We start from the raw sequence: 26,302 nt of genomic DNA on the forward strand, positions 1-26,302 counted from the left end.
TCCTATTTAAAACATAAATAATGTTCGAAAATATAATTATGATTAGGGGAGATAACAGAATGAAGATCAGAAGATTGTTTGTAGAAAAAAAACGAGGATTTGATATAGAGGCCCAGAAACTTTTAAAGGATATAAGGGAAAGCCTGAATATTAAGCAGGTAAATAATTTAAGAATATTAAATAGATATGATATCGCAGGCATGGAAAATAAAGAATATGAACAATCCAGGCATACAGTTTTTTCAGAGAAAACTGTTGATACAGTTTATGAAGAAAAATTAGATGACACAGTTGGAAAAAGAACTTTTGCAGTTCAGTATCTCCCGGGACAATATGATCAGAGAGCTGATTCAGCAGCTCAATGTATTCAAATATTAACTCAAAAAGAGAGAATTGATATAATATCATCCAAGGTATATGTAATTGAAGGAGATATAACAGATCAGCAGTTTAAAAGCATAAAAAATTACTGTATAAATCCAGTGGATTCTAAAGAGTCACCTCTTGAAAAACCAGAACAATTGGAACAGAAAGTTCACATTCCAGAAAATGTAGAACAACTGAATGGATTCAGGGACAAAACTAGAGAGGAATTAGCAAAATTTATAGATGAAAAAGGTCTTGCTATGAGTCTGGATGATCTGGAATTTTGCAGGCAATATTTCAAAAATAATGAAAAAAGAGATCCAAGTATAACTGAAATCAACGTAATAGATACATACTGGTCGGATCATTGCAGACATACTACATTTATGACTGAACTGGAAGATATAAAAATTGAAAGCGGAAAATTTTCTGAACCAATTAAAGGTTCCTATAATAATTATCTGAAGTTTAGAGATGATTTAAATAGGAATGAAAAACCTGTATGTCTTATGGACATTGCTACTATTGCAATGAAAAAATTAAAGGCTGAAGGAAAAATGGATGATTTGGATGAGTCTGAGGAAATAAATGCATGTAGTATAGTTGTAGATGCAGATATAGATGGAAAGATAGAAAAATGGCTTGTGATGTTTAAAAATGAAACTCACAATCATCCTACTGAAATAGAGCCATTTGGAGGAGCAGCAACATGTATTGGAGGAGCTATAAGAGATCCTCTTTCTGGAAGATCCTATGTGTATCAAGCTATGAGAGTTACGGGAAGCGGAGATCCAACAGTTGATCTAAATTCAACTTTGGAGGGGAAACTTCCACAAAAAAAGATAACTGTAGGAGCAGCTCAGGGTTATAGTTCATATGGAAATCAGATTGGTCTTGCTACCGGACTTGTAAGTGAAATATACGATAGTGGTTATGTTGCAAAGAGAATGGAAGTTGGAGCAGTAGTTGCAGCTGCGCCAATGGAAAATGTAATTAGAAAAAGGCCCCAGCCTTCGGATATAGTAATACTCCTTGGAGGAAGAACTGGAAGAGATGGTTGTGGAGGTGCTACAGGGTCATCTAAAAAACATACGGAGAAATCAATACTTACATCAGGAGCTGAAGTGCAGAAAGGAAATCCAGTTACAGAGCGAAAACTTCAGAGACTATTTAGAAAGTCAGAAGTAAGTACTCTAATAAAGAGATGTAATGATTTTGGAGCTGGAGGGGTATCAGTAGCCATCGGAGAGCTTGCAAGAGGACTTGAGATAAATTTGGACTTAGTTCCTAAAAAATATGAAGGATTAGATGGAACGGAGCTTGCCATTTCTGAATCACAAGAGCGTATGGCAGTAGTAGTATCAAGAGAAAATGCAGATAGATTTATAAAATATGCAGAAGAAGAAAACCTTGAGGCTACAAAGGTTGCTGTAGTTACTGAAGAAGATAGATTGAAATTTTATTGGAGAGGCAACATAATTGTAGATTTAAGCAGGAAATTTATAGATACCAATGGAGTGAGAGCAAAAAATAAAGTGTTTGTAAAATCTCCTGATGAATCAGATGGATATTTTGACAATAAGAGATTATGCAGCAATGATGACTTAAAAAACAGATGGATGAATATGCTTGGAGATCTCAATGTATGCAGTCAAAAAGGTCTTGTAGAAAGATTTGATGGAACTATAGGCAGTAATACAATATTAATGCCTTTTGGTGGGAAATATCAGCTTACAAAAATAGGAGCTATGGCAGCTAAATTACCAGTACTTTCTGGAAATACAAATACAGCTACTATTATGAGTTATGGTTATAATCCTAAAATAGCTAGATGGAGTCCTTTCCATGGTTCAGTGTATGCAGTATGTGAATCTGTAGCAAAAATTGTGGCTGCAGGGGGATCAGCAGATAAAATAAGACTTACGTTTCAAGAATATTTTGGAAGTCCACAAAAAGATCCTGAAAGATGGGGAAAACCATTTTCTGCACTGCTGGGAGCATTACATGCACAAGATAAATTAAATATAGCAGCTATAGGTGGAAAAGATAGTATGTCTGGAACATTTAAAGATATGGACGTACCTCCAACCTTAGTATCTTTTGCTGTAACTACTGAAAATGCGAAAAAAATCATATCACCAGAATTTAAAAAGTTTGGCAGTAGTATAGCTATTATTAAAGTAAATATAGATAATTGCGATATACCTGATTTTGACTCTATGAATAAATATTATAAAATTTTACATTCTCTGATAGAAAACAAAAAAATAATATCAGCTGAAGCGGTTAAAGACGGTGGAATAGCTGAAGCAATAAGTAATATGAGTTTTGGAAATAAGATAGGGATAAAACTCTCCAATAGTTTAAAAGAAGAAGAATTATTCTTCCCTTACTATGGTTCTATAGTAGTTGAATTAGATAATGACTTAGATGCTGAGGAAACTTTAAAAAATTTAAATTACAAGATAATTGGTATAACTCATAAAGACAGAACTATAGAGTTTGGAAATGCTGTTTTAGAATTGGACTCAATGATAGATAAATGGAGTGAAACTTTAGAAGGAGTGTTTCCTACTAGGACTGAAAAAGATGATAGAAATATATGTAAAATAGATTTTTATGTAAAAGATAGGGTATCTCCGTCTATCAAAATTGCAAAACCAAGAGTATTTATACCCGTGTTTCCAGGAACAAATTGTGAGTATGATTCCAAAAGAGCTTTTGAAAGCGCAGGTGCGGAAGTAGATACTTTTATACTTAAAAATCTAACTGTCAATCAGATAGAGGATTCTATAGATGAGATGGAAAGTAGAATAAATTCATCTCAAATAGTCATGATTCCAGGAGGATTCAGTGCAGGTGATGAACCAGATGGATCTGGAAAGTTTATAGCAAATGTATTTAGAAATCCTAAAATAAAAGAGGCAGTTGAGCAACTTCTGAATAATAGGGATGGACTTATGCTTGGAATATGCAATGGCTTTCAGGCACTTATAAAATTAGGGTTGGTTCCATTTGGGGATATAAGAGATATAAAAGAAGATTATCCAACCCTTACTTACAATAAAATAGGACGTCATATTTCACGTGTAGTAAATACTAGAGTATCTTCTAATCTTTCACCATGGTTTAGTAATGTAAAAGTTGGAGATATTCATTCTATAGCAATATCACATGGAGAAGGAAGATTTGTTGCAAGTGAAGATATCATGAATAGATTGATACAAAACGGCCAAGTAGCTACACAATATGTAGATTTTGACGGACAGCCAGTTTATGATGATGAATTCAATCCAAATGGATCATTCTATGCAGTAGAAGGTATAACTAGTCCAGATGGAAGAGTACTTGGTAAAATGGGCCATTCAGAGAGAGTGGGAGAAAATGTAATAAAAAATATCTATGGAAATAAAGATCAGAAGATATTTGAAGCTGGAGTAAATTATTTTAAACTCTAAAATAATTAGAAATAATGGGGCATTGATGATATACTAGGTTTTAGATTATGTTATAAATTTAAAACTCATAAGGGGAGATGCTTGTGACAAAACCTATAATAATGACAGATGCTACTTGTGATATGCCAAAAGAATATATTACAAATAATAATATCCCTTTTTTAGGACTTATGTGTAATTTTAAAAGTAATGAATATGAGGACGATTTTTGGAATTCATTGGATTATAAGTATTTTTATGCAGAACTTAGAAATGGAGAAATGCCTTATACTATGCAGGTAAATGAATATAGATTCTTAAAAAAGTTCAGACAATTATTAAAGGAACATAGACCTATAATATATATAGGAATATCTTCTGCAATAAGTGGAACATTTAATAGTTCAAAACTTGCAAGAGAGGAAATACTAGATGAATTTAAAGATGCTGATATAACTGTAATAGACAGTAAGGGAGCTTCTATTGGGTTGGGACTTCTAGTATATCATGCCGTAGAAATGGCAGAGCAAGGATATAACAAGGACGATATTGTAGAATGGGTGGAACAAAATAAGAATAAGATGAACTATTGGTTTGTAGTGGATGATTTAAAACACTTGCAAAGAGGTGGCAGAATATCTTCCTCAAAGGCTGTAATTGGAAGAATACTTGATGTAAAGCCAATTATAGTTATACATAAAGATGGTGCTCTTAAAAATGTGGCAAATATAAGAGGTAAAAAAAAGGCATTTAAATATTTAATCCAGAGATTTAAGGAGGCTGGAATTCATACTCAAGACCAACTCATCGGAATTTCTCATGGAGATTGTATGGGAGATGCAATGATTCTAAAAAATATGTTAGAAAAGGAATTCCCCAATAATAAATTTATTATTGCACCACTTGGTTTGGGAATTGCAAGTCATTGTGGAAGTGGAATGGTATCATTATGCTTTTTAGGAAAAACTAGAGATTATGAATGAGAAAAGGTGGAGTCTATTTAAAGCTCCACCTTTTTATAAAAGTACATTAATTGTTATAATTTATACTAACTTATTAATAATATAAATTATAACAAATGATAATTCAGTATAATTATCATTTGAAAACGATATATGAGATTAGTCTAACTTTAATTATAAAGATAAAAGTTGATAAGTTTGTAGTACTTAGATATTTACCTATTATATAGAGAAATGTTATAATAAACAAAGATAATAGTTTAACAAATATAAATTATATGGAGGAAAATGAATATGTCTAGATTTACTTTACCAAGGGATATCTATTTTGGAGAAAATTCTTTAGAGGAATTGAAAAAATTAGAAGGCAATAAAGCCGTAATTGTTATAGGCGGAGGTTCAATGAAAAGATTTGGCTTCTTGCAAAAAGTGGAAGATTACTTAAAAGAGGCAGGAATACAGACTAAGTTAATAGAAGGTGTTGAACCTGATCCATCTGTTGAAACTGTTATGAATGGTGCCAAAGCTATGAGAGATTTTGAACCAGATTGGATAATTGCAATAGGTGGAGGTTCACCAATTGATGCGGCAAAGGCAATGTGGATATTCTATGAATACCCTGATTTTACTTTTGAGAAGGCAATAATTCCATTTGGAATTCCTAAATTAAGACAGAAGGCTAGATTTGTAGCTATACCTTCTACAAGTGGAACCGCAAGTGAGGTAACCTCTTTTTCAGTAATAACAGATTATAAATCTAAAATTAAATATCCATTAGCTGACTTTAATTTAACTCCTGATATAGCAATTATAGATCCAGCTCTTGCTCAAACTATGCCTAAAAAACTTACAGCACATACCGGAATGGATGCACTTACACATGCAATAGAGGCATATGTTGCAGGATTGCGTTCAGATTTTTCTGATCCTCTTGCTATGCATGCTATAACTATGATTCATAAATATTTGTTTAAATCCTATGAAGAAGACAAGGAAGCTAGAAGTCACATGCATATAGCTCAGTGTTTGGCCGGAATGGCATTTTCAAATGCACTTCTTGGAATAACACACAGTATGGCACATAAAGTTGGTGCTGTATTCCACATACCTCATGGATGTGCAAATGCAATATTCCTACCTTATGTTATAGACTTTAATAAAAAGGCTTGCGGAGAAAGATATGCTGAAATAGCCAGAAAACTTGAACTTTCAGGAAATACACAGGATGAATTGATTGATTCATTAACTAAACTTATTCAGGATATGGACAAATCGATGAACATACCTCTTACTATGAAAGACTATGGTATAGAAGAAAATGATTTTAATGAAAATGTAGATTTTATAGCACACAATGCTATAGAAGATGCTTGTACAGGTGCAAATCCTAGAAAGATAACTGAACCAGAGATGAAAAAACTTCTCCAGTATATTTATAGTGGAAAAAAGGTTGATTTTTAATCTATTATATTATTGTTTAACAGCATGTGGAATTTCATATGAAATTCCACATGCTGTTTTTATAACCATACATTGATGATATAATATAGTCAATATATAAGCTGAATTACTCTATAATGAATAGGTCTAATAAAATATAAAAAAACTATTGAATTTTATTTTAGAATTTGATAAACTAACACTACAGTAATTTATCACTTTACCATGATAAATTATAAAACTAGGAGGCAAGAGATGGAAAACTGGAAGAGATATATACCTGAAGGAGCTAAAGATCTTATTTTTGAAGAATGCAGTAAAAAAGTTGAGATACAAAATATACTTAGACAAACTTATATAGATGCTGGATTTTTAGAAATTTCATCACCTCTTTTAGAATTTTACGATGTGTTTAATTATGATAAAACAATATTCAAACAGGAAAATATGTATAAATTATTCGATAAACAGGGCAGAATGATGGTATTGAGACCTGATATGACAACACCTGCAGTTAGAATTTCCGCTACAAAATTAAAAAGAGCACCACATCCGCTGAAACTATGTTATACAGAAAATATATATAGGGAAAATGAAAATTTGAATGGCAAGGATATGGAGATTGCCCAATCTGGAATAGAGATATTGGGTGCAGAAAGCATAAAAGCAGATGCCGAAATTGTGACAACTGCTATAAGGGCACTTTTAAAATGTGGACTCAAGGAATTTAAAATAGAACTCGGTCAAATTAACTTTTTTAAGAGCATAATAAAAGAGACTGAAATGGACGATGAAAAAGAAAAATTATTAAAATATTATGTAGAAAATAAAAATTTTACTGCTCTTGAAAATTTCATAGAGGAAAATGGATGTTGTATAAATGAAAAAGATAGATGTCTATTTAGAGAAATTTCAAAATTATTTGGTGGTATTGAAATTCTAGACAGGGCAGCTTCAATGACAGATAATTCAGGAGCACTTGAATCCATAAATAATGTAAGAGAACTTTATAATGCAGTTTGTGACGCAGGATACAAGAATTACATATCTGTAGATTTAGGAATGATACAAAACATCGATTATTATACTGGAATAATTTTCAGAGGCTATGCACAAGGTGTAGGTGATAGTATACTTAGCGGGGGAAGATATGATAATTTAGCTAAACAGTTTGGTGATGATGAATGTGCTACTGGACTTGCTATAGATGTAGACAGTATAATGAAAGCTATAGATAGTGTAGATGAATATGGAATTCACAAAAAAAAGATATTCATATATTACAAAAAAGAGAATTATGCAAAAGCCTATGCAAAGGCTGAAGAGCTGAGGAAAAAAGATGCCATTGTAGAAATGAGTATTTTTGATAATGAATCTGAAGCACGCAAGTATTGTGATTTAAAACAAATGGACGAATTTATAACAATTTAAAGTATATATAGGGAAGTGAAATGTTTGGATACCAGAAAACCTTTGAAAATAGCTTTGACAAAAGGAAGAATAGAGAAAAATGCAGTAGAAATATTTAAGGCCATAGGTGCAGATTGCAGGGGACTTGAAAATAAAGGCAGAAAACTTATCTTTCATGATGATAGATATAATGTGGATTTTGTACTTGTAAAAGCACCGGATGTACTTACATATGTAGAACATGGTGTAGTTGATATTGGAATAGTGGGAAAAGATACTATGATGGAGTTTGATAAAAATTGCTATGAACTCATGGATTTGAAGTTTGGTAAATGTAAATTTGCTCTTGCAGGACCAAAAGGTAAAAATTTTTATGAAGGTTATTCAAGAAAAAAAATAGCCACCAAGTATCCTCACGTAGCAAGAAGCTATTTTAAAAAATTGGGATTTGATATTGAAATCATAAAAATAGAAGGATCTGTAGAATTAGCCCCTATTCTTGGATTGTCTGATGCTATAGTAGATATAGTTGAAACAGGAACGACTCTCAAAGAAAATGGATTGGAAGTATATAATGATATATGTGATATAAGTACAAGACTTATAGTTAATACAGCAAGCTTGAAAATGAAAAAAATGGAGATAGAGGATATAGTAGACAGACTTAAAGAGGAAATAGTTAAAAAGGAGCAATCAGATAAATCTAAGGAGGTCATAAGTTGATTAGATTAATTAAAGGAAATAAGCAAGGCAGGGATGATTATTTAAAACTTTTAAATAGTAGAAGAACTGAAGTTAATTCAGATGTTGTTAAATCAGTTACAAAAATATTAAATGAAATTGAAAGAAGAGGAGACTCTGCATTAATTGAGTATACAAACAAATTTGACTCCAAAGAATTAAATTCACAGAATATTTTAGTTACAGAAGATGAAATAAAAGATGCTTATAATAAAGTAGATAAAAAATTTATTGATTCTATAAAACAAGCTAAAAAAAATATTGAGAAATTTCATGATAAACAGAAGCACAATTCGTTTGTATTGGCAGACGAACCCGGAAAAATAATGGGACAGAGATATATTCCGTTGAAAAGGGTTGGAGTATATGTGCCAGGAGGTACAGCTGCTTATCCATCATCTGTTTTAATGAATATAACTCCTGCTAAAATAGCTGGTGTAGATGAAATAATAATGGTAACTCCTGTCAGAGAAAATCTTGATATAAACCCTAGTGTACTTGTAGCAGCAGATATAGCAGGTGCAGATAAAATATATAAAATAGGAGGAGCACAAGCTGTAGCAGCTCTCGCCTATGGTACTGAAACAATTCCAAAAGTTGATAAAATAGTCGGACCAGGTAATATATATGTAGCTACTTCAAAAAAACTTGTTTATGGAGAAGTAGATATAGATATGATAGCAGGTCCAAGTGAAATACTTGTTATTGCAGATGAAACTGCAAATCCAAAATTTGTAGCAGCAGATCTAATGTCACAGGCAGAACATGATAAATTAGCATCCTCTGCACTTATAACTACATCTTTTGATATTGCAGAAAAGGTAAATAAGCAAATAGAGATTCAGATAAAAGACCTTGACAGAAAGGAAATAATAGAAGAGTCTCTTAAAAATAATGGAATAATTATTTTGGTTGATAATATAAAAGAAGCTTTTGAAATAGGAAATGAAATAGCACCTGAACATCTTGAATTATGTATAAAAGATCCATTTTCATATCTTCCATGTGTTAGAAATGCAGGATCTGTATTTTTAGGCTCATATAGTCCGGAGCCACTTGGGGATTATTTTGCAGGGCCAAACCATGTGCTTCCAACTAGTGGTACGGCTAGATTTTATTCCCCACTTTCCGTAGATGACTTTGTTAAAAAATCGAGTTATATATATTATTCAAAAGAGGAATTACAAAAAGTTGCAGATAATATTATGACTATTGCAGAAGATGAAGGACTCACTGCACATAGAAATTCAATATACGTGAGAAAAAATTAAAGAGGTGGAAGTATGAATTCAAACAACCATAGAAAGTCTTCTATTTCTAGAAATACTTTCGAGACAAGTATAAGTGTTGATATGGATATAGATGGAGAGGGAAAATATAGTATAGATACTGGAATAGGATTTCTTGATCATATGCTTACCATGATATCCAAGCATGGAATGATAGATTTAAATGTAAAGGCAAATGGGGATCTTAATGTAGATTTTCACCATACTGTAGAAGATATAGGAATAGTTATTGGAAAATGTATAAAAGAGGCATTAGGAGACAAGAAGCATATAAAACGATATGGTACATTCTTTATACCAATGGATGAGAGTTTGGAGATGATATCTATAGATTTAAGTGGACGTCCTTATTTAGTATTTGATGCAGATTTTAAAAGTCAAAAAGTAGGGGATATGGATACGGAACTCATAGAAGAATTCTTTAGAGCAGTAGCTTTTAATAGTGATATGACACTTCATGTTAAATCACTTTATGGAAAAAACACACATCATGTTATAGAAGGAATATTTAAAGCTTTTGGTCATGCATTTAGAGAAGCATATACCATAGACAATGAAATAAATGGAGTAATGTCTACCAAAGGAACAATATAGTAATTGAAAAGAGGGATGCAAAGTGATTTCTATTGTAGACTATGGAATGGGAAATCTGAGAAGTGTTCAAAAAGCTCTTGAATTTATAGGCGCTGAAGCTGAGATAACTGGTGACAAGCATAAAATATTAAACAGCCGTGGAATAATTCTTCCTGGAGTAGGAGCATTCCCTGATGCCATGGATAACATAAAGAAGCTTGGTATTGACACTGTATTGAATGAAGCCGTAAATGAAGGAACACCTCTTATGGGAATATGCCTTGGAATGCAGCTCTTATTTGATGAAAGTGAAGAAGTGAGAAATACAAAGGGCCTTGGTCTCTTAAAGGGAAAGATTAAAAAATTTAATGTGGATTTAAAAATACCACATATGGGATGGAACAATCTTATTATAGATAGTGATTGTGAGATATTAAAAGACGTTAAAGAAGGAAGCTATGTTTACTTCGTACATTCATATTATGCAAAAATTCAGGAAGAAGAAGTACTGAAAGCACATAGCTTCTATGGTATAAATACACCTGCTGTAGTCAGTAAGGGAAATGTATTTGGATTGCAATTCCATCCAGAGAAAAGTGGAGAACCAGGGATGCAAATGCTAAAAAATTTTTGGGAGCTGATAAAATGATAATACTTCCGGCTATAGATTTAAAGGATGGAAAATGTGTAAGATTATATCAAGGAAAGTTTGAAAAATCGGAGATAGTAGCAGAGGATCCACTTAAAGTAGCATTGAAATTTAAAAAAGCTGGAGCTCAATATATTCATATGGTGGATCTGGATGGTGCACTTAATGGAGAGATTAAAAATTTATCTGCTGTATCCAAAGTAGTTAAAAATTCAGGGATTCCAGTTGAACTCGGCGGCGGAATAAGGAATATGGAAACTATAGATATGTTTATACAAACAGGTATATCAAGAGTTATACTTGGAACAGCTGCCTTAAAAGATTCTGATTTTGTAAAGAAAGCAGTAAAAAAATATGGAGAAAAAATAGCTGTAGGCATAGATGCAAAGAAAGAAAAAGTAGCAGTAAATGGATGGCTTGATATTAGTAATGTAGATTATATACAATTTGCCAAGCAGATGGAGAGTATAGGAGTTAAAACAATTATATTTACAGATATAAGTAAGGATGGTACTCTACAAGGTCCTAATCTACAACAACTTAAGAAAATACAAGATAGTGTCAGATGCAATATAATAGCTTCAGGTGGAATTAAAAATATAGATGATCTAATAAATATAAATAAAATGGGAGTTTATGGAGCTATTACAGGTAAAGCCATATATTCTGGAAATATAAATTTAAGTGAAGCCATACAATCATGTAATTAAAATTACTGTAGAAGGTGTGAATTAATTATGAGTAAGTATTGGAGCAAAATTACACAAAGTGTTGAGCCATATGTATGTGGTGAACAGCCTAAAGATAAAAAATATATAAAGTTAAATACAAATGAAAGCCCATATCCACCATCACCAAGGGTATTGGATGCAATAAAAAATGCTGCAAATAGTGATCTTAGACTATATCCAGATCCAGATTGTGATAAACTAAGGCAAACTATTGCAGAATATTATAATTTAAATAAAGAGCAGGTATTTATTGGAAATGGTTCCGATGAAGTACTGGCAATTTCTTTTTTGGCTTTTTTCAACACAGATAAGCCTATAATATTTCCGGATATTAGTTATAGTTTTTATCCTGTATATGCAGGACTATATAATATAAAATATAAACTTGCAAAATTGAATGAAGATTTTTCTATTCCAGTTGATAAATTTTTAACTGGGAATGGGGGAGTTGTTATTCCAAATCCAAATGCACCTACAGGAAGATGTCTTGGACTTGATTCTATTGAGAAAATTTTGAATTATAATAGTGAAAATGTAGTTATAATTGATGAAGCATATGTGGACTTTGGAGGAACTTCATCAGTTGGACTTATAGAGAAGTATCCGAATCTTCTTGTAATACATACATTGTCAAAATCACGCTGCCTTGCAGGAATCAGACTTGGTTTTGCACTTGGTCGGGAGGAACTTATAGACGGACTTAATAGAATAAAAAATTCATTTAATTCCTATACTGTAGATAGAATAGCCAATGAAGCTGCAATAGAGGCTATAAAGGACGAGAATTACTTTGAACAGTGTGTTGATAAAGTAGAAAATACTAGACAATGGGTTATAGCAGAATTAAAGGAACTTGGTTTTAATATTGTACCTTCAAAGGCGAATTTTATTTTTATAACACATCCTACATATGCCGCAAAATTGATTTTTACAAATTTGAGAAAAAAGGGTGTTCTGGTAAGATATTTCGATAAAGATAGAATAGATAACTATTTGAGGGTAAGTATAGGTTCAGATGAAGACATGAAATTTTTTATAAAAAAACTTAAAGAGATTATAGATGAAATAAACTAAAATAGAAAGGAGGCATCAATTTGCTTACAAAGAGAATAATACCTTGTTTAGATGTAAATATGGGAAGAGTAGTAAAGGGAATAAATTTTGTGGATTTAAAGGATGTAGGCGATCCTGTTGAAATAGCTAAGACCTATAATGAACAAGGAGCAGATGAAATAGTGTTTCTTGATATAACAGCTACTAATGAAAAAAGAAAAACAGTTATAGATGTAGTAGGAAGAACTGCAGAACAGGTATTTATACCACTTACAGTAGGTGGCGGTATAAGAAATTTGGATGATTTTAAAAATATTTTAAGAGCGGGTGCAGACAAAATATCAGTAAACTCTGCAGCTATAAGAGATCCTGAACTTATAACGAGAGCGGCAGACAGATTTGGAAGTCAATGCGTTGTAGTAGCTATTGATGCTAGAATGAGAAAAGATAATAGTGGGTGGAATGTAGTTATAAATGGTGGAAGAATTGATACTGGATTGGATGCACTTGAATGGGCAAAAAAAGTTGAGCAACTTGGTGCAGGAGAAATCCTCTTAACCAGCATGGATGCAGATGGAACAAAAGCTGGCTATGACATACCGGTAACAGATGCTATTTCAAATTTAGTCAATATACCTGTAATTGCCTCGGGAGGCTGTGGTTCATTGAAGGATTTTTATGATGTGTTTAAAAATACCGGTGCAGATGCGGCACTGGCAGCTTCATTATTTCATTATGGTGAACTCAGTATAGGCCAGGTAAAAGAATATTTAAACCATAAAGATATTCCGGTTAGATTTTGATAGGAGAAAATATGAAAAAATTTAGTTGCAACGAGGATGTTTTAAATAAAATTGATTTTAAGGGAGGACTTCTCCCTGCTGTAATTCAGGATCTTAAAAATAATCAAGTACTTATGCTTGGATATATGAATGAAGAATCCCTTAAGAGAACTATACAAACAGGTACTACATGGTTCTGGAGCAGATCAAGACAGGAATATTGGAATAAAGGAGCAACTTCTGGACATTTTCAATATGTAAAAAGCATATCAGTTGATTGCGATTATGATACTATTTTAGTAAAAGTAGATCAAATTGGAGCAGCCTGCCATACAGGAAGTAGAAGTTGTTTTTTTAATAAATTGACTATTGAATAGGAAGGAAAAGATTATATGGAAATAAAAGGTGCTATTGAAGAACTTTATAATGTAATAGAGGACAGGAGGAAAAATCCAGTAGAGGATTCATATACTAACTACCTTTTCACCAAAGGACTGGACAAAATTTTAAAAAAGGTAGGAGAAGAATCTACTGAAGTTGTAATTGCAAGCAAGAATGGAAATAAAGAGGAAGAGGTTCCAGAAATATGTGATTTGATATATCATGTAATAGTGCTTATGGTAAATCAAGGAATAAGCCTGGAGGAAATAGAAGCAGAACTTGAAAAAAGAAGAAAAAAAATAAAAAATAAAAAACCTGAAAGAAAAAGTATAGAGAAAATTTAGATTCATATAATTAAACTGAGATGATATTTTATTCATTTCGGTTTTTTTATGATAATTATTAAAAAATATTTAATATTATATAAAGAAAAATAATGTTATAATTAATCTGATTTTTCGTATAAACATAGATAATTGACAGGAGATAGATATGGAAAAGATATTACCAAATTTAAAAAAGAATCTAATATATTTGAGTATGATGATAGCTATACCTATTTTAAATATTGCCTATGGTTTATTGGACAATTCATCTAGAGGGTATTATGTATTAGCTACCAGATTTGATGTACAAGTGCCTTTCATAAAAGTATTTATTCTTCCATACTGGATATGGTATCCATTTATGATAATATCATTAGTATATTTTTGTATTAATTATAGATGTACTTATTATAAAGTATTATTTACTATAATTACAGGTATGATTTCGTGTTATATAGTCTATTTTCTCTTTCAGACGATGGTTCCAAGACCATCTGTTTATGGCAGCGATATACTTTCTGATTTTATAAGAATAACTTATAAATGTGACAAGCCATTTAATGGATTCCCAAGTATTCATGTTTTGACCACTTATGTTGTTATGAGAGGTGCAATGGAGTCTATTAAAAAAGATATAAAAGCTAAATTATGTATATGTATAGTAGGTTTACTTATAATTTTAGCTACACAGTTTGTAAAACAACATGTTATTTTGGATTTAGTTGCCGCTATAATATTAGGAGAAATTATATATAGATTTATTGCAGAATATATTTCAAAAATTAGTTTTCTATGTATAAGAAAGTTTTGTAAGTGGTTTAATATAGAAAATAAATTACAGGCATAGGTTTCACATATGACTATTATATGTGTTGTTGCAAGGGGATTTTAGTGATATAGTATGTAAATATAGATATAATATTATTATAAATAGGGAAGTGGATATTGTGTTCGATACTCATGTACATACTAAATTTTCTACTGATTCCGATATGAAGATAGAAGATGCTTTAAAGACTGCTAAAAATGACAATTTATCTTTAGTAATTACAGAGCATATGGATATTAACTATCCTGAAAAAGGAGAATTCTTATTTGATGTAAAAGATTATTTTGATGCTTATTCTAGATTTAAAAGTGATGATTTACTATTAGGTGTAGAAATTGGAATGAAAGAAGACTGTGTAGAACAATCAAGAAAAGTAGTATATAATAGCCCTTTTGATTATGTCATAGGTTCTGTACATCTTGTAGATGATATGGATTTATACTATGGTAATTTTTATAAAGACAAGACCAAACAGGATGCCTACAAAAAATATCTGCAGGTAATATTGAAAAATATAAAGGAATTTGATTTTATAGACAGCCTTGGCCATATAGATTATATATGCAGATATGCAAAATATAAAAATTCAGAGCTTAAATATAGTGATTTTTCTGATATACTTGATGAAATATTTAAAAATATATTATATACTGGAAAATGTATTGAATTAAATACCAGAAGATTGAATTCAAAACCTGCAGTTTCAAATTTGTTTAGCATTTATAAAAGATATAGTGAACTTGGGGGCAAGTATATAACTTTAGGTTCAGATGCCCATGATCATGATTCCATAGGAAATAATTTTGATACAGCTTTAAATATAGCAGAAAAATGCAATTTAAAAATAGTGCATTTTCTGGATAGAAAAATGGAATATTGATTAAATACTTAATTAGGAGTGCTGACAGTGCTCCTATTTTTAACTGATATTTATAAAACCTATATAGAAAAAAGAAGGTGTTGTTGTGAAGCCATTAGCAGAAAGGTTAAGACCAAAAAACATAGATGATGTAATAGGGCAGAAACATATACTGGGAAAAGGTAAACCTCTATACAATATGATTAAAAACAACAAAATTATGAATATGGTTTTTTATGGGCCTCCAGGTATAGGTAAGACTACTACGGCAAATATAATTGCAAATTCTATAGATAAGAAGTTGTATAAGTTAAATGCTACTAATGCATCTGTATCTGATATTCAGAAAATAGTTAAAAGTTTAGATACATTTATAGGATATAAGGGAGTAGTACTATATCTAGATGAAATACAAAACTTTAATAAAAAACAGCAGCAGTCACTTTTGGAATATATTGAAGATGGAAGGATAACATTAATTGCGAGTACTGCTGAAAATCCATACCATTGTATTTATAGTGCTATACTTAGCAGGTCTATAGTATTTGAATTCAAGCCTCCTGAAGAGGGGGAGATAGTCAGTGCACTGGAAAGAGCAGTGAAAGTTATAAAATTAGAGGATAATATAGATATAGTTTTGGAGGATGATGTACTTAAATGTATAGCTGGAATGTGCAGTGGTGATGTTAGAAAGGCAATTAACTTTTTTGAATTGGCTGTATATTTTAAAAATGACAATTTACAAAATAAGATTCATCTAACTGTACAGGATATTGAAGAATTGATTCAGGAAAAAGGATTCAATTTTGATAAAAATGGAGATTATTATTATGACAGTATAAGTGCATTTCAAAAGAGCATAAGGGGAAGTGATGCTGATGCAGCTATATATTATACTGCTGTCTTGATAAAAGGAGGACATTTAAGGGAAATTTGCAGAAGACTTCTTGTAATAGCCTCAGAAGATATAGGACTTGCATATCCACAGGCTGCCAGTATAGTTTATTCACTAGTCCAAAGTGCACTTTATATTGGACTTCCAGAAGCTAGAATTCCAATTTCTCAAGCCGTTATTCTTTTAGCTACAAGTCCTAAATCAAATTCTGTTGTAAAAGCCATAGATGAAGCTATTTCTGATATAGAAAATGGAAAATTGGGAGAAGTACCTTCTCATTTAAGAGATGCTCACTATACTGGTTCAAAAAAGTTGGGCAGAGGTGTAAATTATAAATATCCTCATATGTATGAAAATAATTATGTATACCAACAATATATTCCGGATAAGTTAAAAAATAAAATTTATTATGTACCTGGAAAAAATAAAATGGAAATAGCTGCAGATAATTATATGAAACGAATAAAAGGAAATCATAAAAACAATGTCCAAAATTCTTGAATATGTTTTCATTATTGTTGACAATTTTACTCGGGTTTGATACCATAATAATTAGATAATAATAGAAGTTGAGTGTTAAAGGAAGTGGTTAATTGAAACTATCCACAAAGGGAAGATATGGAGTAAAGGCTATGGTGGATCTTGCTATTCATTACAGCGATGAACCATTATCTATAAAAAGTATTTCAGAAAGACAGGATATATCGGAATATTATTTGGAACAATTGTTTTCTCCCCTTAGAAAAGCAAAGCTGATTAAAAGTGTAAGAGGAGCACAGGGAGGTTATATCTTAAATAGACATCCAAAGGACATAAAAGTAGGAGATATAATGAAAGTCCTTGAAGGGCCTATAGAAATATCTGAGTGTATAGATGATACTGATGGAAACTCCTGCAATAATATCGAATGTTGTGCCACTAGACTTCTATGGTCTAAAATTAAGGATAGCATAGACAAAGTTATGGAATCCACTACATTGCAGGATATTGTAGATGACTATAACAGTATTAACAAGAAGAACAAAATAGTTAAATAAATATAATCACATATAAATATAACTTCAGTAAATTTACTGAAGTTATATTTTTTTGCTCTCTGGGCACACTAAGATAGTAATCAATTGTAAATTGATAAAGGGGTGCCAATTTGTATAGGATAAGAAATTTCATTTTTACAGAGGTTATGAATTTAAATGGCAAGAATCTTGGGTTTGTAGGAGACTTGATTGTAGATTTTAATTTTAAGCTGGTAAAAGGATTTAATGTAATTTCAAATAGTATTTTGAAAAAGGATATAAATGTGTATGTAGAGGATATAGTGAGTTTTGATCCAGTAATTATAGCTATAAAATCAAAACAGGAGGATGTATTAAAGTTTAATGATATAAGGAATATAGATATTGTGGACAACACAGGAAATATTATAGGAAGACTTGAGGACATAGTATTTTATAAGGGAACATTTCGCATAAGAGCATTTATTATATCAAGAGGATTTTTTTATGATATTGCTCATGGTAAAAAAATATTACCGGCAAAAGATTTGATATTAGGTGAAAAAAATATTTTATATAGAAGAATTCATAAAATATGAAGGGAAATAAATATGAAAATTAATGGAAAAGATATATCAAAAAAACATATAATAAAATACAGTTTGATATTTTTTATATTAATTACAGTTGCTATATTTTTTATACACAATCAAATATTAAAGGAAATCGGCTATTTGATAATAATATCATTCTTAGTATCATATACGTTGAAACCATTTCAAACAAAATTAATGGATATGGGTATAAATAAATCAATATCAGCTTTAATACTCATAGGTGGAATTATATTTGTGGTTGCAGGAAGTTTATTTGTAATAATACCATATTTTATGAAGGATAATTTAAATATACGAAATGCATTGAATAGCATACAAAATCTAATAGATGTTGTATATATAAAGTTAAAACCTGCTAAAAACAATGATACTACCTTTTATATTATTAGTAGTAATTTATACAATAAATTAAATACTGTTATACAGGGATTATCTGTTAAAATTTGTGATGCTGCTGTAAATTTAAGTGGAAGCCTTCTATATATGATAATAGTTCCCATAATTGTTTATTATTTTTTGGCGGATGGAAAACTTATAAAGCATGGTTTGTTAAATCTATTCCCTGTAAAAAGTAGAAGCTCAATAGTAAAAATAGGATGTCATGTAGATAAAATACTTGGAAGATACATATTGAGTCAGTTGATTTTAAGTTTATTTGTTGGAATAGTTACATTTATTATATTAACACTGCTGAAAGTGGATTTTCCATTTATATTGTCTTTAATAAATGCATTTTTTAATATAATTCCTTATTTTGGTCCTATATTCGGAGCGGTTCCTGCAATTTTTATGGCATTTACAAATTCACCGAAAACTGCAGTTGAAGTTATAATATGTCTTTATGTACTCCAACAGTTGGAAGGAAATATATTATGTCCAAAGATAACTGGAGATAGTATAAGCATGCATCCACTTACAGTAATTATATTGCTTCTCTTGGGTGGGAAGATTGCTGGATTTATTGGAATGGTAGCTGCAGTTCCATTGGGGGCTGCAATAAAGGTAATATATAAGGATTTGAACTATTATATATTCTAAAGTTTATTGACATTAAACTTTATTTTATTTATAATTTTATAGTAAATGAATATTTGAACGATGATTGGAACTAGTAGGCATATTTGTATATGTAGAGAGGAAGTGGAAGGTGAAAACTTCTTAATGAATTTGCTGAAGCTATCTATGAGTTTTTGTATGAGAGTGACATAGGCAGTTTTTAAGTTTTATGTTTATGTAATTAGGGTGGTACCACGGAATGGCTTTCGTCCCTTTAGGGATGTAGGCTTTTTTATTTTGCAGTGGATACTTAATATAAAAGAAGGAGAGATACATATATGGAAAATTTAGGATTAAATAAAATTAGAGAAATGTATTTAAGATTTTTTGAAAGTAAAGGGCATTTAAGATTGCCAAGTTTTTCTTTAGTTCCTAAGCAGGATAAAAGCTTGCTTTTAATAAATGCAGGAATGGCACCTCTTAAACCATATTTTACAGGGCTTCAAGTACCTCCACGAAAGAGGGTTACAACCTGTCAGAAATGTATAAGAACTGGCGATATAGAAAATGTAGGAAAGACCTCAAGACATGGTACATTTTTTGAAATGCTTGGAAATTTTTCATTTGGAGATTATTTTAAAGATGAAGTTATACCATGGGCATGGGAATTTATAACGGAAGTTATGAAATTACCTAAAAATAAACTATATGTTACTATATACTTGGATGATGATGAAGCGTATGATATATGGACTAAAAAGACAGATATTGATCCATCTAGAATTTTTAGACTTGGCAAGGAAGATAATTTTTGGGAACATGGAGCAGGTCCATGTGGACCATGTTCAGAAATCCATTTTGATAAAGTTGGAATGAAAATAAATAGTGCTGAAGAATTTGTTAAGGCTGGAGACGAAGACAAGGTTGTTGAATTGTGGAATTTGGTATTTACACAATTTGATAAAGATGAAGATGGAAATTATAATAAACTTCCAAATCCAAATATAGATACAGGTATGGGATTGGAAAGAATGGCAACGGTAATGCAAGGAAAAGATAGTATTTTTGAAGTGGATACTATACAAAACATATTAAAAGAAATATGTAAGATTTCAAAGAAACAATATGGAGTCGATAGAAATTTTGATGTATCGTTAAGGGTTGTAACAGATCATATAAGAAGCATTACTTTTATGATAAGCGATGAAATATTGCCATCAAATGAAGGAAGAGGATATGTTCTCAGAAGGCTTCTAAGAAGAGCTGCAGTTCATGGAAAATCTCTTGGTATAGAAGGAGCTTTTTTATATGAACTGACTGATGTGGTTATAAATAATTCATTTGAAAATTATCCTGAATTAAAACAAAAAAGTAGTTATATAAAAAAGATAATAAAACTTGAGGAAGAAAGATTTGATGAAACTATAGACAGTGGTATGTCCATACTTGATTCTTACATGAAGGATATTGAAGATAAAAAAGAAAAAAATCTTTCTGGAAAAAAAGCATTTAAATTATATGATACATATGGATTCCCTATAGAACTTACAGAGGAAATATTGGAAAAAAACAACATAGGTATAGAATTGGAAGACTTTGAAGAAGAAATGCAGAAACAAAGGCAAAGGGCTAGATCAGCTAGAGAAGAAACCAATTATATGGGATCTGAAGATACTATATTGAATAAAATTCCTCTTGATATTGATACAAAATTTGATGGGTACACAAAGTTAGAGTTGGATTCAAAAGTTAAAATTATTGTAAAAAATGAAGGAATGGTATCAGAGTTATCTAAGGGAGATAGTGGTGTAATAGTTACGGAGGTTACTCCTTTCTATGCTGAAATGGGAGGTCAGGTAGGAGATACTGGAGTAATATATAATGATAAATTTAAAGCTGAAGTATTAAATTGTAAAAATAATGTAGCTGGAAAAATACTTCACTTTGTTAAGATAATACATGGAAAAGTAAATGTTGATGACACTGTAAGCTTAAGTGTAGATGAAATTAGAAGAAATAATATAAGAAAAAATCATACTGCTACTCATATTTTGGATGAAGCTTTGAGGAAAGTTTTAGGGCCGCACGTTCATCAATCAGGATCATATGTTGATGATAAAAGGCTAAGATTTGATTTTAATCATTTTGAACCTGTAAGTTATGAACAATTATTTAAAATAGAGAAATTAGTAAATAAAATCGCTATGGAAGCATATAGTGTAAAAACTGATATTATGTCTCTGGATGAAGCAAAGAAAAGTGGAGCTATAGCACTATTTGATGAAAAATATAAAGAAAAAGTAAGAGTGGTTTCTGTAGGACATTTTAGCCGTGAACTCTGTGGTGGTACTCATGTAAGTAATTCTGGAAAAATAGGATTATTTAAAATAATATCTGAATCTGGAGTTGCATCTGGAATAAGAAGAATAGAGGCAGTTACAGGAAAATATGCACTTGAATATATAGAAGCTAAAAGTGATATACTAAAAAATATAGCAGATAAATTTAAATGTTCAGAAAAAGAAATACTTCATAAACTGGATATTCTAATGGAAGAACAAAAGCATAGACAAATAGAAATAGAACAATTAAAATCAAAGCTTGCAGGCAATTCTGAAGCTGACATATTAAATAGTGAAAAGAATATGGGGGATATTAAAGTATTTACTGGAATACTAAATGAGGTAGATGGGAATGCACTTAGAGATCTAGCTGACAGAATAAGAGACAAATATGAAAAATCAGTTATAGTATTGGGAAGCAATGTGGATGGAAAAGTTAAATTACTTGCCATGGCATCTAAGGCTGCAGTAAAAGATGGAATTCACTGTGGAAAAATAATAAAAGAAATAGCAGTTATCTGCGGCGGAGGCGGCGGAGGAAGACCTGATATGGCTCAAGCTGGTGGAAAGCTTCCTGAAAAGTTAGAAGAGGCTATAGATAAATCTTTATCTATTATACAAAACACAGTTAAATAGTATACATTTTATGAAATATGTTTTATAATATAATTAATAGAATTATTAGCGGGGTGATATAAATGAGTGACGATAATACTATTCAGTTCGATATTTCAGAAAGCAAGAAGGCATTGACAAAAGAGATATTAACTGAGGTTTATGATTCGCTAATTGAAAAGGGATATAATCCGGTAAATCAGCTTGTTGGATATTTGATTTCTGGAGATCCCACATATATAACTAATTATAATGGTGCAAGGTCATTGGTTAGGAAGCTTGAAAGAGATGAGATATTGGAAGAAGTATTGAAGACATATCTGAATATAAAATAGAATGCCTTTATATTTCTCTGCAAGTATGAGCCGACAAACATATTATGGTAAAAGCTAAAAATAAATCTGTAAATTTGAAATCAGTACCTCCCCATCTACAAAAGATGGGGTGAGTTAGCTTTAAATAATTAAATACGGGAGATTAGAATGAGAATACTGGGATTGGATATAGGAGACAGAACTATTGGAGTAGCTGTATGTGATCCACTTGGGATTACAGCTCAGGGAATAACTACTATAAGAAGAAAAAATGAGGATGTTGATATAGAGCAACTAAAAGATATATGTAATAAGTATGATGTAGAATCCATTGTATCTGGTCTACCCAAAAATATGAATGGAACACTTGGACCGCAGAGTAAAAAGGTAATTGAATTTTGTAAGATCATAGAAGAAAGAATTAAACTTCCAATAAAGATGTGGGACGAGAGATTGACAACGGTAGCAGCAAATAGAGCTATGCTTGAAGCGGATTTGTCAAGAAAAAAACGAAAGAAAATAGTTGATAAAATGGCTGCTACATACATATTACAAGGATATCTAGATAGTATTTAAATTACTATTTTTAATATATTCTATGAAAGTTTATAATCGGAGTGAATTCTATTATGGAAATTGATTTGAAAAACATAGTACTTGAAGATGAATCAGGAAATAAATGCAAGTTTGAGTTGGTTACCAAATTTGATATAGAAGATAGAGAATATGTGATTGTAGTTCCAAAAGATGCTAAAAACTCTGGTGAAGCCATAGCACTTAGAATAGACAAAGATATTGATGGAAATGCTATATTATTGACCGTAGAAGATGAGAAAGAATTTTCTTCTGTAGCTAGTGAATATGAAATGCTTTTTAAAGATGATATGCAAAATTAATTATTAAATACTATTTAATTAATATCAAAATTAAAAGCTATGATATCATAGCTTTTAATTTTGATATTAATTGATTTTCAATTGACTATTACTTTTTATAGTATTACACTAAAATATAAATAGAATAAATATAGTTCTCGGCAATGTTGAAATATAACATTATCAGCTGTTTAAAAAATTTTAATTGAAATGAGGTATTATAATGTCAAAGCTTTCGTCTGGAGAAATAGAAAAATTAAAGAATAGTTTAAAAGAAAAGGGATATAAGCTTACACCGCAAAGACGAGCTATTGTTGATATGATAATAAGAAATGAAGGTAAACATCTTACAACAGAAGAAATATATGATTTGGTAAAAAAAGATTGCCCAGAAATAGGGTTGGCAACAGTATATAGAACAGTACAGTTATTAGAAGATATCGGAGTAATATGTAAACTTGATTTAGATGATGGATGCAGTAGATATGAAATAGTCCATGAAAAGGAAATTCATCATCATCATCACCTTATATGTACTAAATGCTCAAAGATAATAGAGGTTCCAGATCATCTTTTAGAGGATTTGGAGTCACAAATAGAAAAAAACTATAATTTTAAAATTTTAAATCATAGTCTAAAGTTTTACGGAATATGTAGTGAATGTTTAAAAAAATCTAAGAAAGTATAGTATAAAGAAAGGAGGATTTTTTTGCGTAAAGAAAGAGATAAAGTGAAAGTTATTCCACTAGGCGGTCTAGGTGAAATAGGCAAAAATATGACGGCTATAGAATACAAAGATGATATAATAGTCATAGATTGTGGATTAAAGTTTCCAGATGATGAGATGTTGGGGGTGGATTTGGTCATACCGGATATTACTTATCTTAAGAAAAATATTGAGAGAGTTAGAGGTATATTTTTAACCCATGGACATGAAGACCATATAGGAGCACTTCCATATGTACTTAAGGAAATAAATATACCAGTATATGGTACGAAATTGACTCTTGGTATAGTGGAAACTAAATTAAAGGAACATAGAATCCTTAGTAAAGTTAAACTTAATTGTGTTAAACCGAAAGATATTATAAGACTTCAGAATATGTCGGTAGAGTTTATAAGAACCAGTCACAGTATAGCTGATTCAACTGCATTAGCTATACACACACCTCTTGGAGTAATACTTCATACAGGAGATTTTAAAATAGATTATACGCCTATTGATGGAAGCTTGATTGATTTAGCAAGATTTGCCGAGTTAGGTAAGAAAGGTGTTCTTCTTATGCTCGCAGATAGTACAAATGTGGAAAGGCCTGGATATACCATGTCTGAAAGGACAGTTGGAGAGACATTTCAAAAGTTCTTTGCAACTGCAAAAAATAGAATAATTGTGGCTACCTTTGCTTCAAATATCCATAGAATACAGCAAATAATAACTGCAGCAGAAAAATATAATAGAAAAGTTGCTATATCTGGAAGAAGTATGGAAAATATAATGGATGTAGCCATGAAACTTGGATATATTAATATAAATAAGAATACACTTATAAATATTGATAGTATAAATAAGTACCCTAACAATAAATTAGTTATAATAACTACAGGCAGTCAGGGAGAGCCTATGTCTGCGTTGTCAAGAATGGCTGCTTCAGAGCATAAAAAAGTAAATATAATTCCAGGTGACAGAATAATAATTTCAGCAAGTGCCATACCTGGAAATGAAAAATTAATATCGAAAGTAATAAATCAGCTATTTAAAAAGGGTGCAGAAGTAATATATGAAGCATTAGCAGATGTTCATGTATCAGGTCATGCTTGTCAGGAAGAATTAAAGTTAATTCATACTCTTGTAAAACCTAGATTTTTTATGCCTGTTCATGGAGAATATAGACATTTGAAGCAGCATGCTGATTTAGCTATGAAGCTTGGACTTCCAGCTAATCATGTTATTATAGGAGACAATGGTGACGTTATAGAATTAACAAGGAATTCTATAAAAAGAGCTGGTACTGTAATTTCAGGTCAAGTGTTTGTGGATGGACTTGGAGTTGGAGACGTAGGCAATATAGTGCTTAGAGATAGAAGACATCTATCTCAAGATGGAATACTTACTGTAGTTGTTACAATTGAAAAGGAAAGTGCAAGCGTTATTGCAGGACCTGATATAATTTCAAGAGGTTTTGTATACGTAAGGGAATCAGAAGATCTTATGGAAGAGGCAAAAGAACTTGTTCGTGGTGTGCTTAAAGAATGTGAAGAAAAGCACATAACTGAATGGGCAAACATAAAATCGAATGTTAAGGAAGTTCTAAGATCATTTCTATATGAGAGAACCAAGAGAAGGCCTATGATTCTTCCTATAATTATGGAAATATGACAATGCTTGTTGTAGAAAGGATATTTTATTATGAGTATATATGATAAGGCAAATCAATTGGCAGAAGAATTGAAAAATTCAAAAGAGGTTGTTGATTTAAGAGAAGCCAGCAAGAATATAGAGGGCAATGAGCCAAATAAAAAAGTATTAGATGACTTCAGAAATATACAGATGGATGCTTATTCAGAGCAAATGAAAGCTGGAAAGGTATCAGATGAAACCATTAAGAAATTCAATGATATAGGAACAATAATATCAAGTAATGAATCTGTAAACCAATATATACAGTCAGAACAAAAGTTTACTGTTATGTGGCAGAAAATATTAAAAATATTAAATGATGCTATAGGTATAGATTTTTCATTTGGAGGATCTAAAAAATAATTTTAAGCAAAATATTTAAACTAATTCTATGTAAGTTGACTTTTTTAGACTATGATATTAAAAT

General features: G+C 31.0%; 26 protein-coding genes. All 26 read left to right on the forward strand.

The window, feature by feature from the left end:
• The first annotated feature begins 59 nt into the window (after positions 1–59).
• The 26 genes from J418_RS0102195 (at position 60) to J418_RS0102320 (ending at position 26,238) form a co-directional block, all read left to right on the forward strand.
• A complete protein-coding gene (locus tag J418_RS0102195; protein WP_017894707.1) occupies positions 60–3,824 on the forward strand; it encodes a phosphoribosylformylglycinamidine synthase in 3,765 nt (1,254 codons plus the stop codon).
• Between the two features lie 77 nt (positions 3,825–3,901).
• On the forward strand, positions 3,902–4,786 hold the full coding sequence (locus tag J418_RS0102200) for a DegV family protein (RefSeq protein WP_182915950.1): 885 nt from the start codon (positions 3,902–3,904) through the stop codon (positions 4,784–4,786).
• 273 nt (positions 4,787–5,059) lie between these two features.
• Positions 5,060–6,226, forward strand: a complete 1,167-nt coding sequence (locus J418_RS0102205; RefSeq protein ID WP_017750731.1) for an iron-containing alcohol dehydrogenase — start codon at positions 5,060–5,062, stop codon at positions 6,224–6,226.
• Positions 6,227–6,460: 234 nt separating this feature from the next.
• Entirely contained in the window at positions 6,461–7,636 is a 1,176-nt protein-coding gene (gene hisZ / locus J418_RS0102210; RefSeq protein ID WP_017750730.1) for an ATP phosphoribosyltransferase regulatory subunit, read from the forward strand.
• Between the two features lie 24 nt (positions 7,637–7,660).
• A complete protein-coding gene (gene hisG, locus J418_RS0102215; RefSeq protein ID WP_017750729.1) occupies positions 7,661–8,338 on the forward strand; it encodes an ATP phosphoribosyltransferase in 678 nt (225 codons plus the stop codon).
• Positions 8,335–9,627, forward strand: a complete 1,293-nt coding sequence (gene hisD, locus J418_RS0102220; protein WP_017750728.1) for a histidinol dehydrogenase — start codon at positions 8,335–8,337, stop codon at positions 9,625–9,627. The genes hisG and hisD overlap by 4 nt, the downstream gene beginning before the upstream one ends.
• A gap of 12 nt (positions 9,628–9,639) precedes the next feature.
• The gene (hisB, locus tag J418_RS0102225) at positions 9,640–10,239 is read left to right on the forward strand and encodes an imidazoleglycerol-phosphate dehydratase HisB (protein ID WP_017750727.1); all 600 of its coding nucleotides are present in this window, start codon (positions 9,640–9,642) and stop codon (positions 10,237–10,239) included.
• A 22-nt stretch (positions 10,240–10,261) separates the two neighbouring features.
• Positions 10,262–10,867, forward strand: a complete 606-nt coding sequence (gene hisH / locus J418_RS0102230) for an imidazole glycerol phosphate synthase subunit HisH (protein WP_017750726.1) — start codon at positions 10,262–10,264, stop codon at positions 10,865–10,867.
• On the forward strand, positions 10,864–11,577 hold the full coding sequence (gene hisA, locus J418_RS0102235) for a 1-(5-phosphoribosyl)-5-[(5-phosphoribosylamino)methylideneamino]imidazole-4-carboxamide isomerase (RefSeq protein ID WP_017894708.1): 714 nt from the start codon (positions 10,864–10,866) through the stop codon (positions 11,575–11,577). The genes hisH and hisA overlap by 4 nt, the downstream gene beginning before the upstream one ends.
• A gap of 27 nt (positions 11,578–11,604) precedes the next feature.
• Positions 11,605–12,672, forward strand: coding sequence for a histidinol-phosphate transaminase (hisC, locus tag J418_RS0102240; RefSeq protein WP_017750724.1), 1,068 nt, complete (start codon positions 11,605–11,607; stop codon positions 12,670–12,672).
• A gap of 20 nt (positions 12,673–12,692) precedes the next feature.
• Complete coding sequence (gene hisF / locus J418_RS0102245; RefSeq protein ID WP_017750723.1) at positions 12,693–13,454, forward strand: imidazole glycerol phosphate synthase subunit HisF; 762 nt, start codon at positions 12,693–12,695, stop codon at positions 13,452–13,454.
• Positions 13,455–13,465: 11 nt separating this feature from the next.
• A complete protein-coding gene (hisI, locus tag J418_RS0102250) occupies positions 13,466–13,810 on the forward strand; it encodes a phosphoribosyl-AMP cyclohydrolase (protein ID WP_017750722.1) in 345 nt (114 codons plus the stop codon).
• A 15-nt stretch (positions 13,811–13,825) separates the two neighbouring features.
• On the forward strand, positions 13,826–14,158 hold the full coding sequence (hisE, locus tag J418_RS0102255) for a phosphoribosyl-ATP diphosphatase (protein WP_017750721.1): 333 nt from the start codon (positions 13,826–13,828) through the stop codon (positions 14,156–14,158).
• Between the two features lie 148 nt (positions 14,159–14,306).
• Positions 14,307–14,987, forward strand: coding sequence for a phosphatase PAP2 family protein (locus tag J418_RS0102260; protein WP_017750720.1), 681 nt, complete (start codon positions 14,307–14,309; stop codon positions 14,985–14,987).
• Between the two features lie 100 nt (positions 14,988–15,087).
• Positions 15,088–15,849, forward strand: a complete 762-nt coding sequence (locus tag J418_RS0102265; RefSeq protein ID WP_017750719.1) for a histidinol phosphate phosphatase — start codon at positions 15,088–15,090, stop codon at positions 15,847–15,849.
• A gap of 85 nt (positions 15,850–15,934) precedes the next feature.
• Complete coding sequence (locus tag J418_RS0102270; protein ID WP_017750718.1) at positions 15,935–17,224, forward strand: replication-associated recombination protein A; 1,290 nt, start codon at positions 15,935–15,937, stop codon at positions 17,222–17,224.
• A gap of 92 nt (positions 17,225–17,316) precedes the next feature.
• On the forward strand, positions 17,317–17,760 hold the full coding sequence (locus J418_RS0102275; protein WP_017750717.1) for an RrF2 family transcriptional regulator: 444 nt from the start codon (positions 17,317–17,319) through the stop codon (positions 17,758–17,760).
• 110 nt (positions 17,761–17,870) lie between these two features.
• Entirely contained in the window at positions 17,871–18,317 is a 447-nt protein-coding gene (locus J418_RS0102280) for a PRC-barrel domain-containing protein (protein ID WP_017750716.1), read from the forward strand.
• Positions 18,318–18,329: 12 nt separating this feature from the next.
• The gene (locus tag J418_RS0102285; protein ID WP_017750715.1) at positions 18,330–19,373 is read left to right on the forward strand and encodes an AI-2E family transporter; all 1,044 of its coding nucleotides are present in this window, start codon (positions 18,330–18,332) and stop codon (positions 19,371–19,373) included.
• Between the two features lie 296 nt (positions 19,374–19,669).
• Positions 19,670–22,309: an alanine--tRNA ligase gene (gene alaS, locus J418_RS0102290; RefSeq protein ID WP_017894709.1), complete on the forward strand. Its 2,640-nt coding sequence runs from the start codon at positions 19,670–19,672 to the stop codon at positions 22,307–22,309.
• Between the two features lie 62 nt (positions 22,310–22,371).
• On the forward strand, positions 22,372–22,623 hold the full coding sequence (locus J418_RS0102295; RefSeq protein ID WP_017750713.1) for an IreB family regulatory phosphoprotein: 252 nt from the start codon (positions 22,372–22,374) through the stop codon (positions 22,621–22,623).
• A 147-nt stretch (positions 22,624–22,770) separates the two neighbouring features.
• A complete protein-coding gene (gene ruvX / locus J418_RS0102300; protein WP_017750712.1) occupies positions 22,771–23,178 on the forward strand; it encodes a Holliday junction resolvase RuvX in 408 nt (135 codons plus the stop codon).
• A 53-nt stretch (positions 23,179–23,231) separates the two neighbouring features.
• The gene (locus J418_RS0102305) at positions 23,232–23,498 is read left to right on the forward strand and encodes a DUF1292 domain-containing protein (RefSeq protein ID WP_017750711.1); all 267 of its coding nucleotides are present in this window, start codon (positions 23,232–23,234) and stop codon (positions 23,496–23,498) included.
• A 202-nt stretch (positions 23,499–23,700) separates the two neighbouring features.
• A complete protein-coding gene (locus tag J418_RS0102310; protein ID WP_017750710.1) occupies positions 23,701–24,165 on the forward strand; it encodes a Fur family transcriptional regulator in 465 nt (154 codons plus the stop codon).
• Positions 24,166–24,186: 21 nt separating this feature from the next.
• Positions 24,187–25,854 (forward strand): ribonuclease J, encoded by a 1,668-nt coding sequence (locus J418_RS0102315; protein WP_017894710.1) that lies wholly within the window; start codon positions 24,187–24,189, stop codon positions 25,852–25,854.
• Between the two features lie 30 nt (positions 25,855–25,884).
• Positions 25,885–26,238 (forward strand): YlbF/YmcA family competence regulator, encoded by a 354-nt coding sequence (locus tag J418_RS0102320; RefSeq protein WP_017750708.1) that lies wholly within the window; start codon positions 25,885–25,887, stop codon positions 26,236–26,238.
• Positions 26,239–26,302: the final 64 nt, after the last annotated feature.

This window comes from Clostridium tyrobutyricum DSM 2637 = ATCC 25755 = JCM 11008 (genome assembly GCF_000359585.1).
GTDB lineage: Bacteria > Bacillota > Clostridia > Clostridiales > Clostridiaceae > Clostridium_B > Clostridium_B tyrobutyricum.

What these genes read in the sequence shown, in the direction of transcription:
- J418_RS0102285 (WP_017750715.1), top strand. Translation starts at nt 18,330, where the DNA reads ATGAAAATTAATGGAAAAGATATATCAAAAAAACATATAATAAAATAC.
- hisE (WP_017750721.1), top strand. Translation starts at nt 13,826, where the DNA reads ATGGAAATAAAAGGTGCTATTGAAGAACTTTATAATGTAATAGAGGAC.
- J418_RS0102200 (WP_182915950.1), top strand. Translation starts at nt 3,902, where the DNA reads ATGCTTGTGACAAAACCTATAATAATGACAGATGCTACTTGTGATATG.
- J418_RS0102310 (WP_017750710.1), top strand. Translation starts at nt 23,701, where the DNA reads ATGTCAAAGCTTTCGTCTGGAGAAATAGAAAAATTAAAGAATAGTTTA.
- hisC (WP_017750724.1), top strand. Translation starts at nt 11,605, where the DNA reads ATGAGTAAGTATTGGAGCAAAATTACACAAAGTGTTGAGCCATATGTA.
- hisI (WP_017750722.1), top strand. Translation starts at nt 13,466, where the DNA reads ATGAAAAAATTTAGTTGCAACGAGGATGTTTTAAATAAAATTGATTTT.
- J418_RS0102305 (WP_017750711.1), top strand. Translation starts at nt 23,232, where the DNA reads ATGGAAATTGATTTGAAAAACATAGTACTTGAAGATGAATCAGGAAAT.
- J418_RS0102295 (WP_017750713.1), top strand. Translation starts at nt 22,372, where the DNA reads ATGAGTGACGATAATACTATTCAGTTCGATATTTCAGAAAGCAAGAAG.
- J418_RS0102205 (WP_017750731.1), top strand. Translation starts at nt 5,060, where the DNA reads ATGTCTAGATTTACTTTACCAAGGGATATCTATTTTGGAGAAAATTCT.
- hisZ (WP_017750730.1), top strand. Translation starts at nt 6,461, where the DNA reads ATGGAAAACTGGAAGAGATATATACCTGAAGGAGCTAAAGATCTTATT.
- alaS (WP_017894709.1), top strand. Translation starts at nt 19,670, where the DNA reads ATGGAAAATTTAGGATTAAATAAAATTAGAGAAATGTATTTAAGATTT.
- J418_RS0102320 (WP_017750708.1), top strand. Translation starts at nt 25,885, where the DNA reads ATGAGTATATATGATAAGGCAAATCAATTGGCAGAAGAATTGAAAAAT.
- J418_RS0102260 (WP_017750720.1), top strand. Translation starts at nt 14,307, where the DNA reads ATGGAAAAGATATTACCAAATTTAAAAAAGAATCTAATATATTTGAGT.
- hisB (WP_017750727.1), top strand. Translation starts at nt 9,640, where the DNA reads ATGAATTCAAACAACCATAGAAAGTCTTCTATTTCTAGAAATACTTTC.
- hisA (WP_017894708.1), top strand. Translation starts at nt 10,864, where the DNA reads ATGATAATACTTCCGGCTATAGATTTAAAGGATGGAAAATGTGTAAGA.
- ruvX (WP_017750712.1), top strand. Translation starts at nt 22,771, where the DNA reads ATGAGAATACTGGGATTGGATATAGGAGACAGAACTATTGGAGTAGCT.
- J418_RS0102195 (WP_017894707.1), top strand. Translation starts at nt 60, where the DNA reads ATGAAGATCAGAAGATTGTTTGTAGAAAAAAAACGAGGATTTGATATA.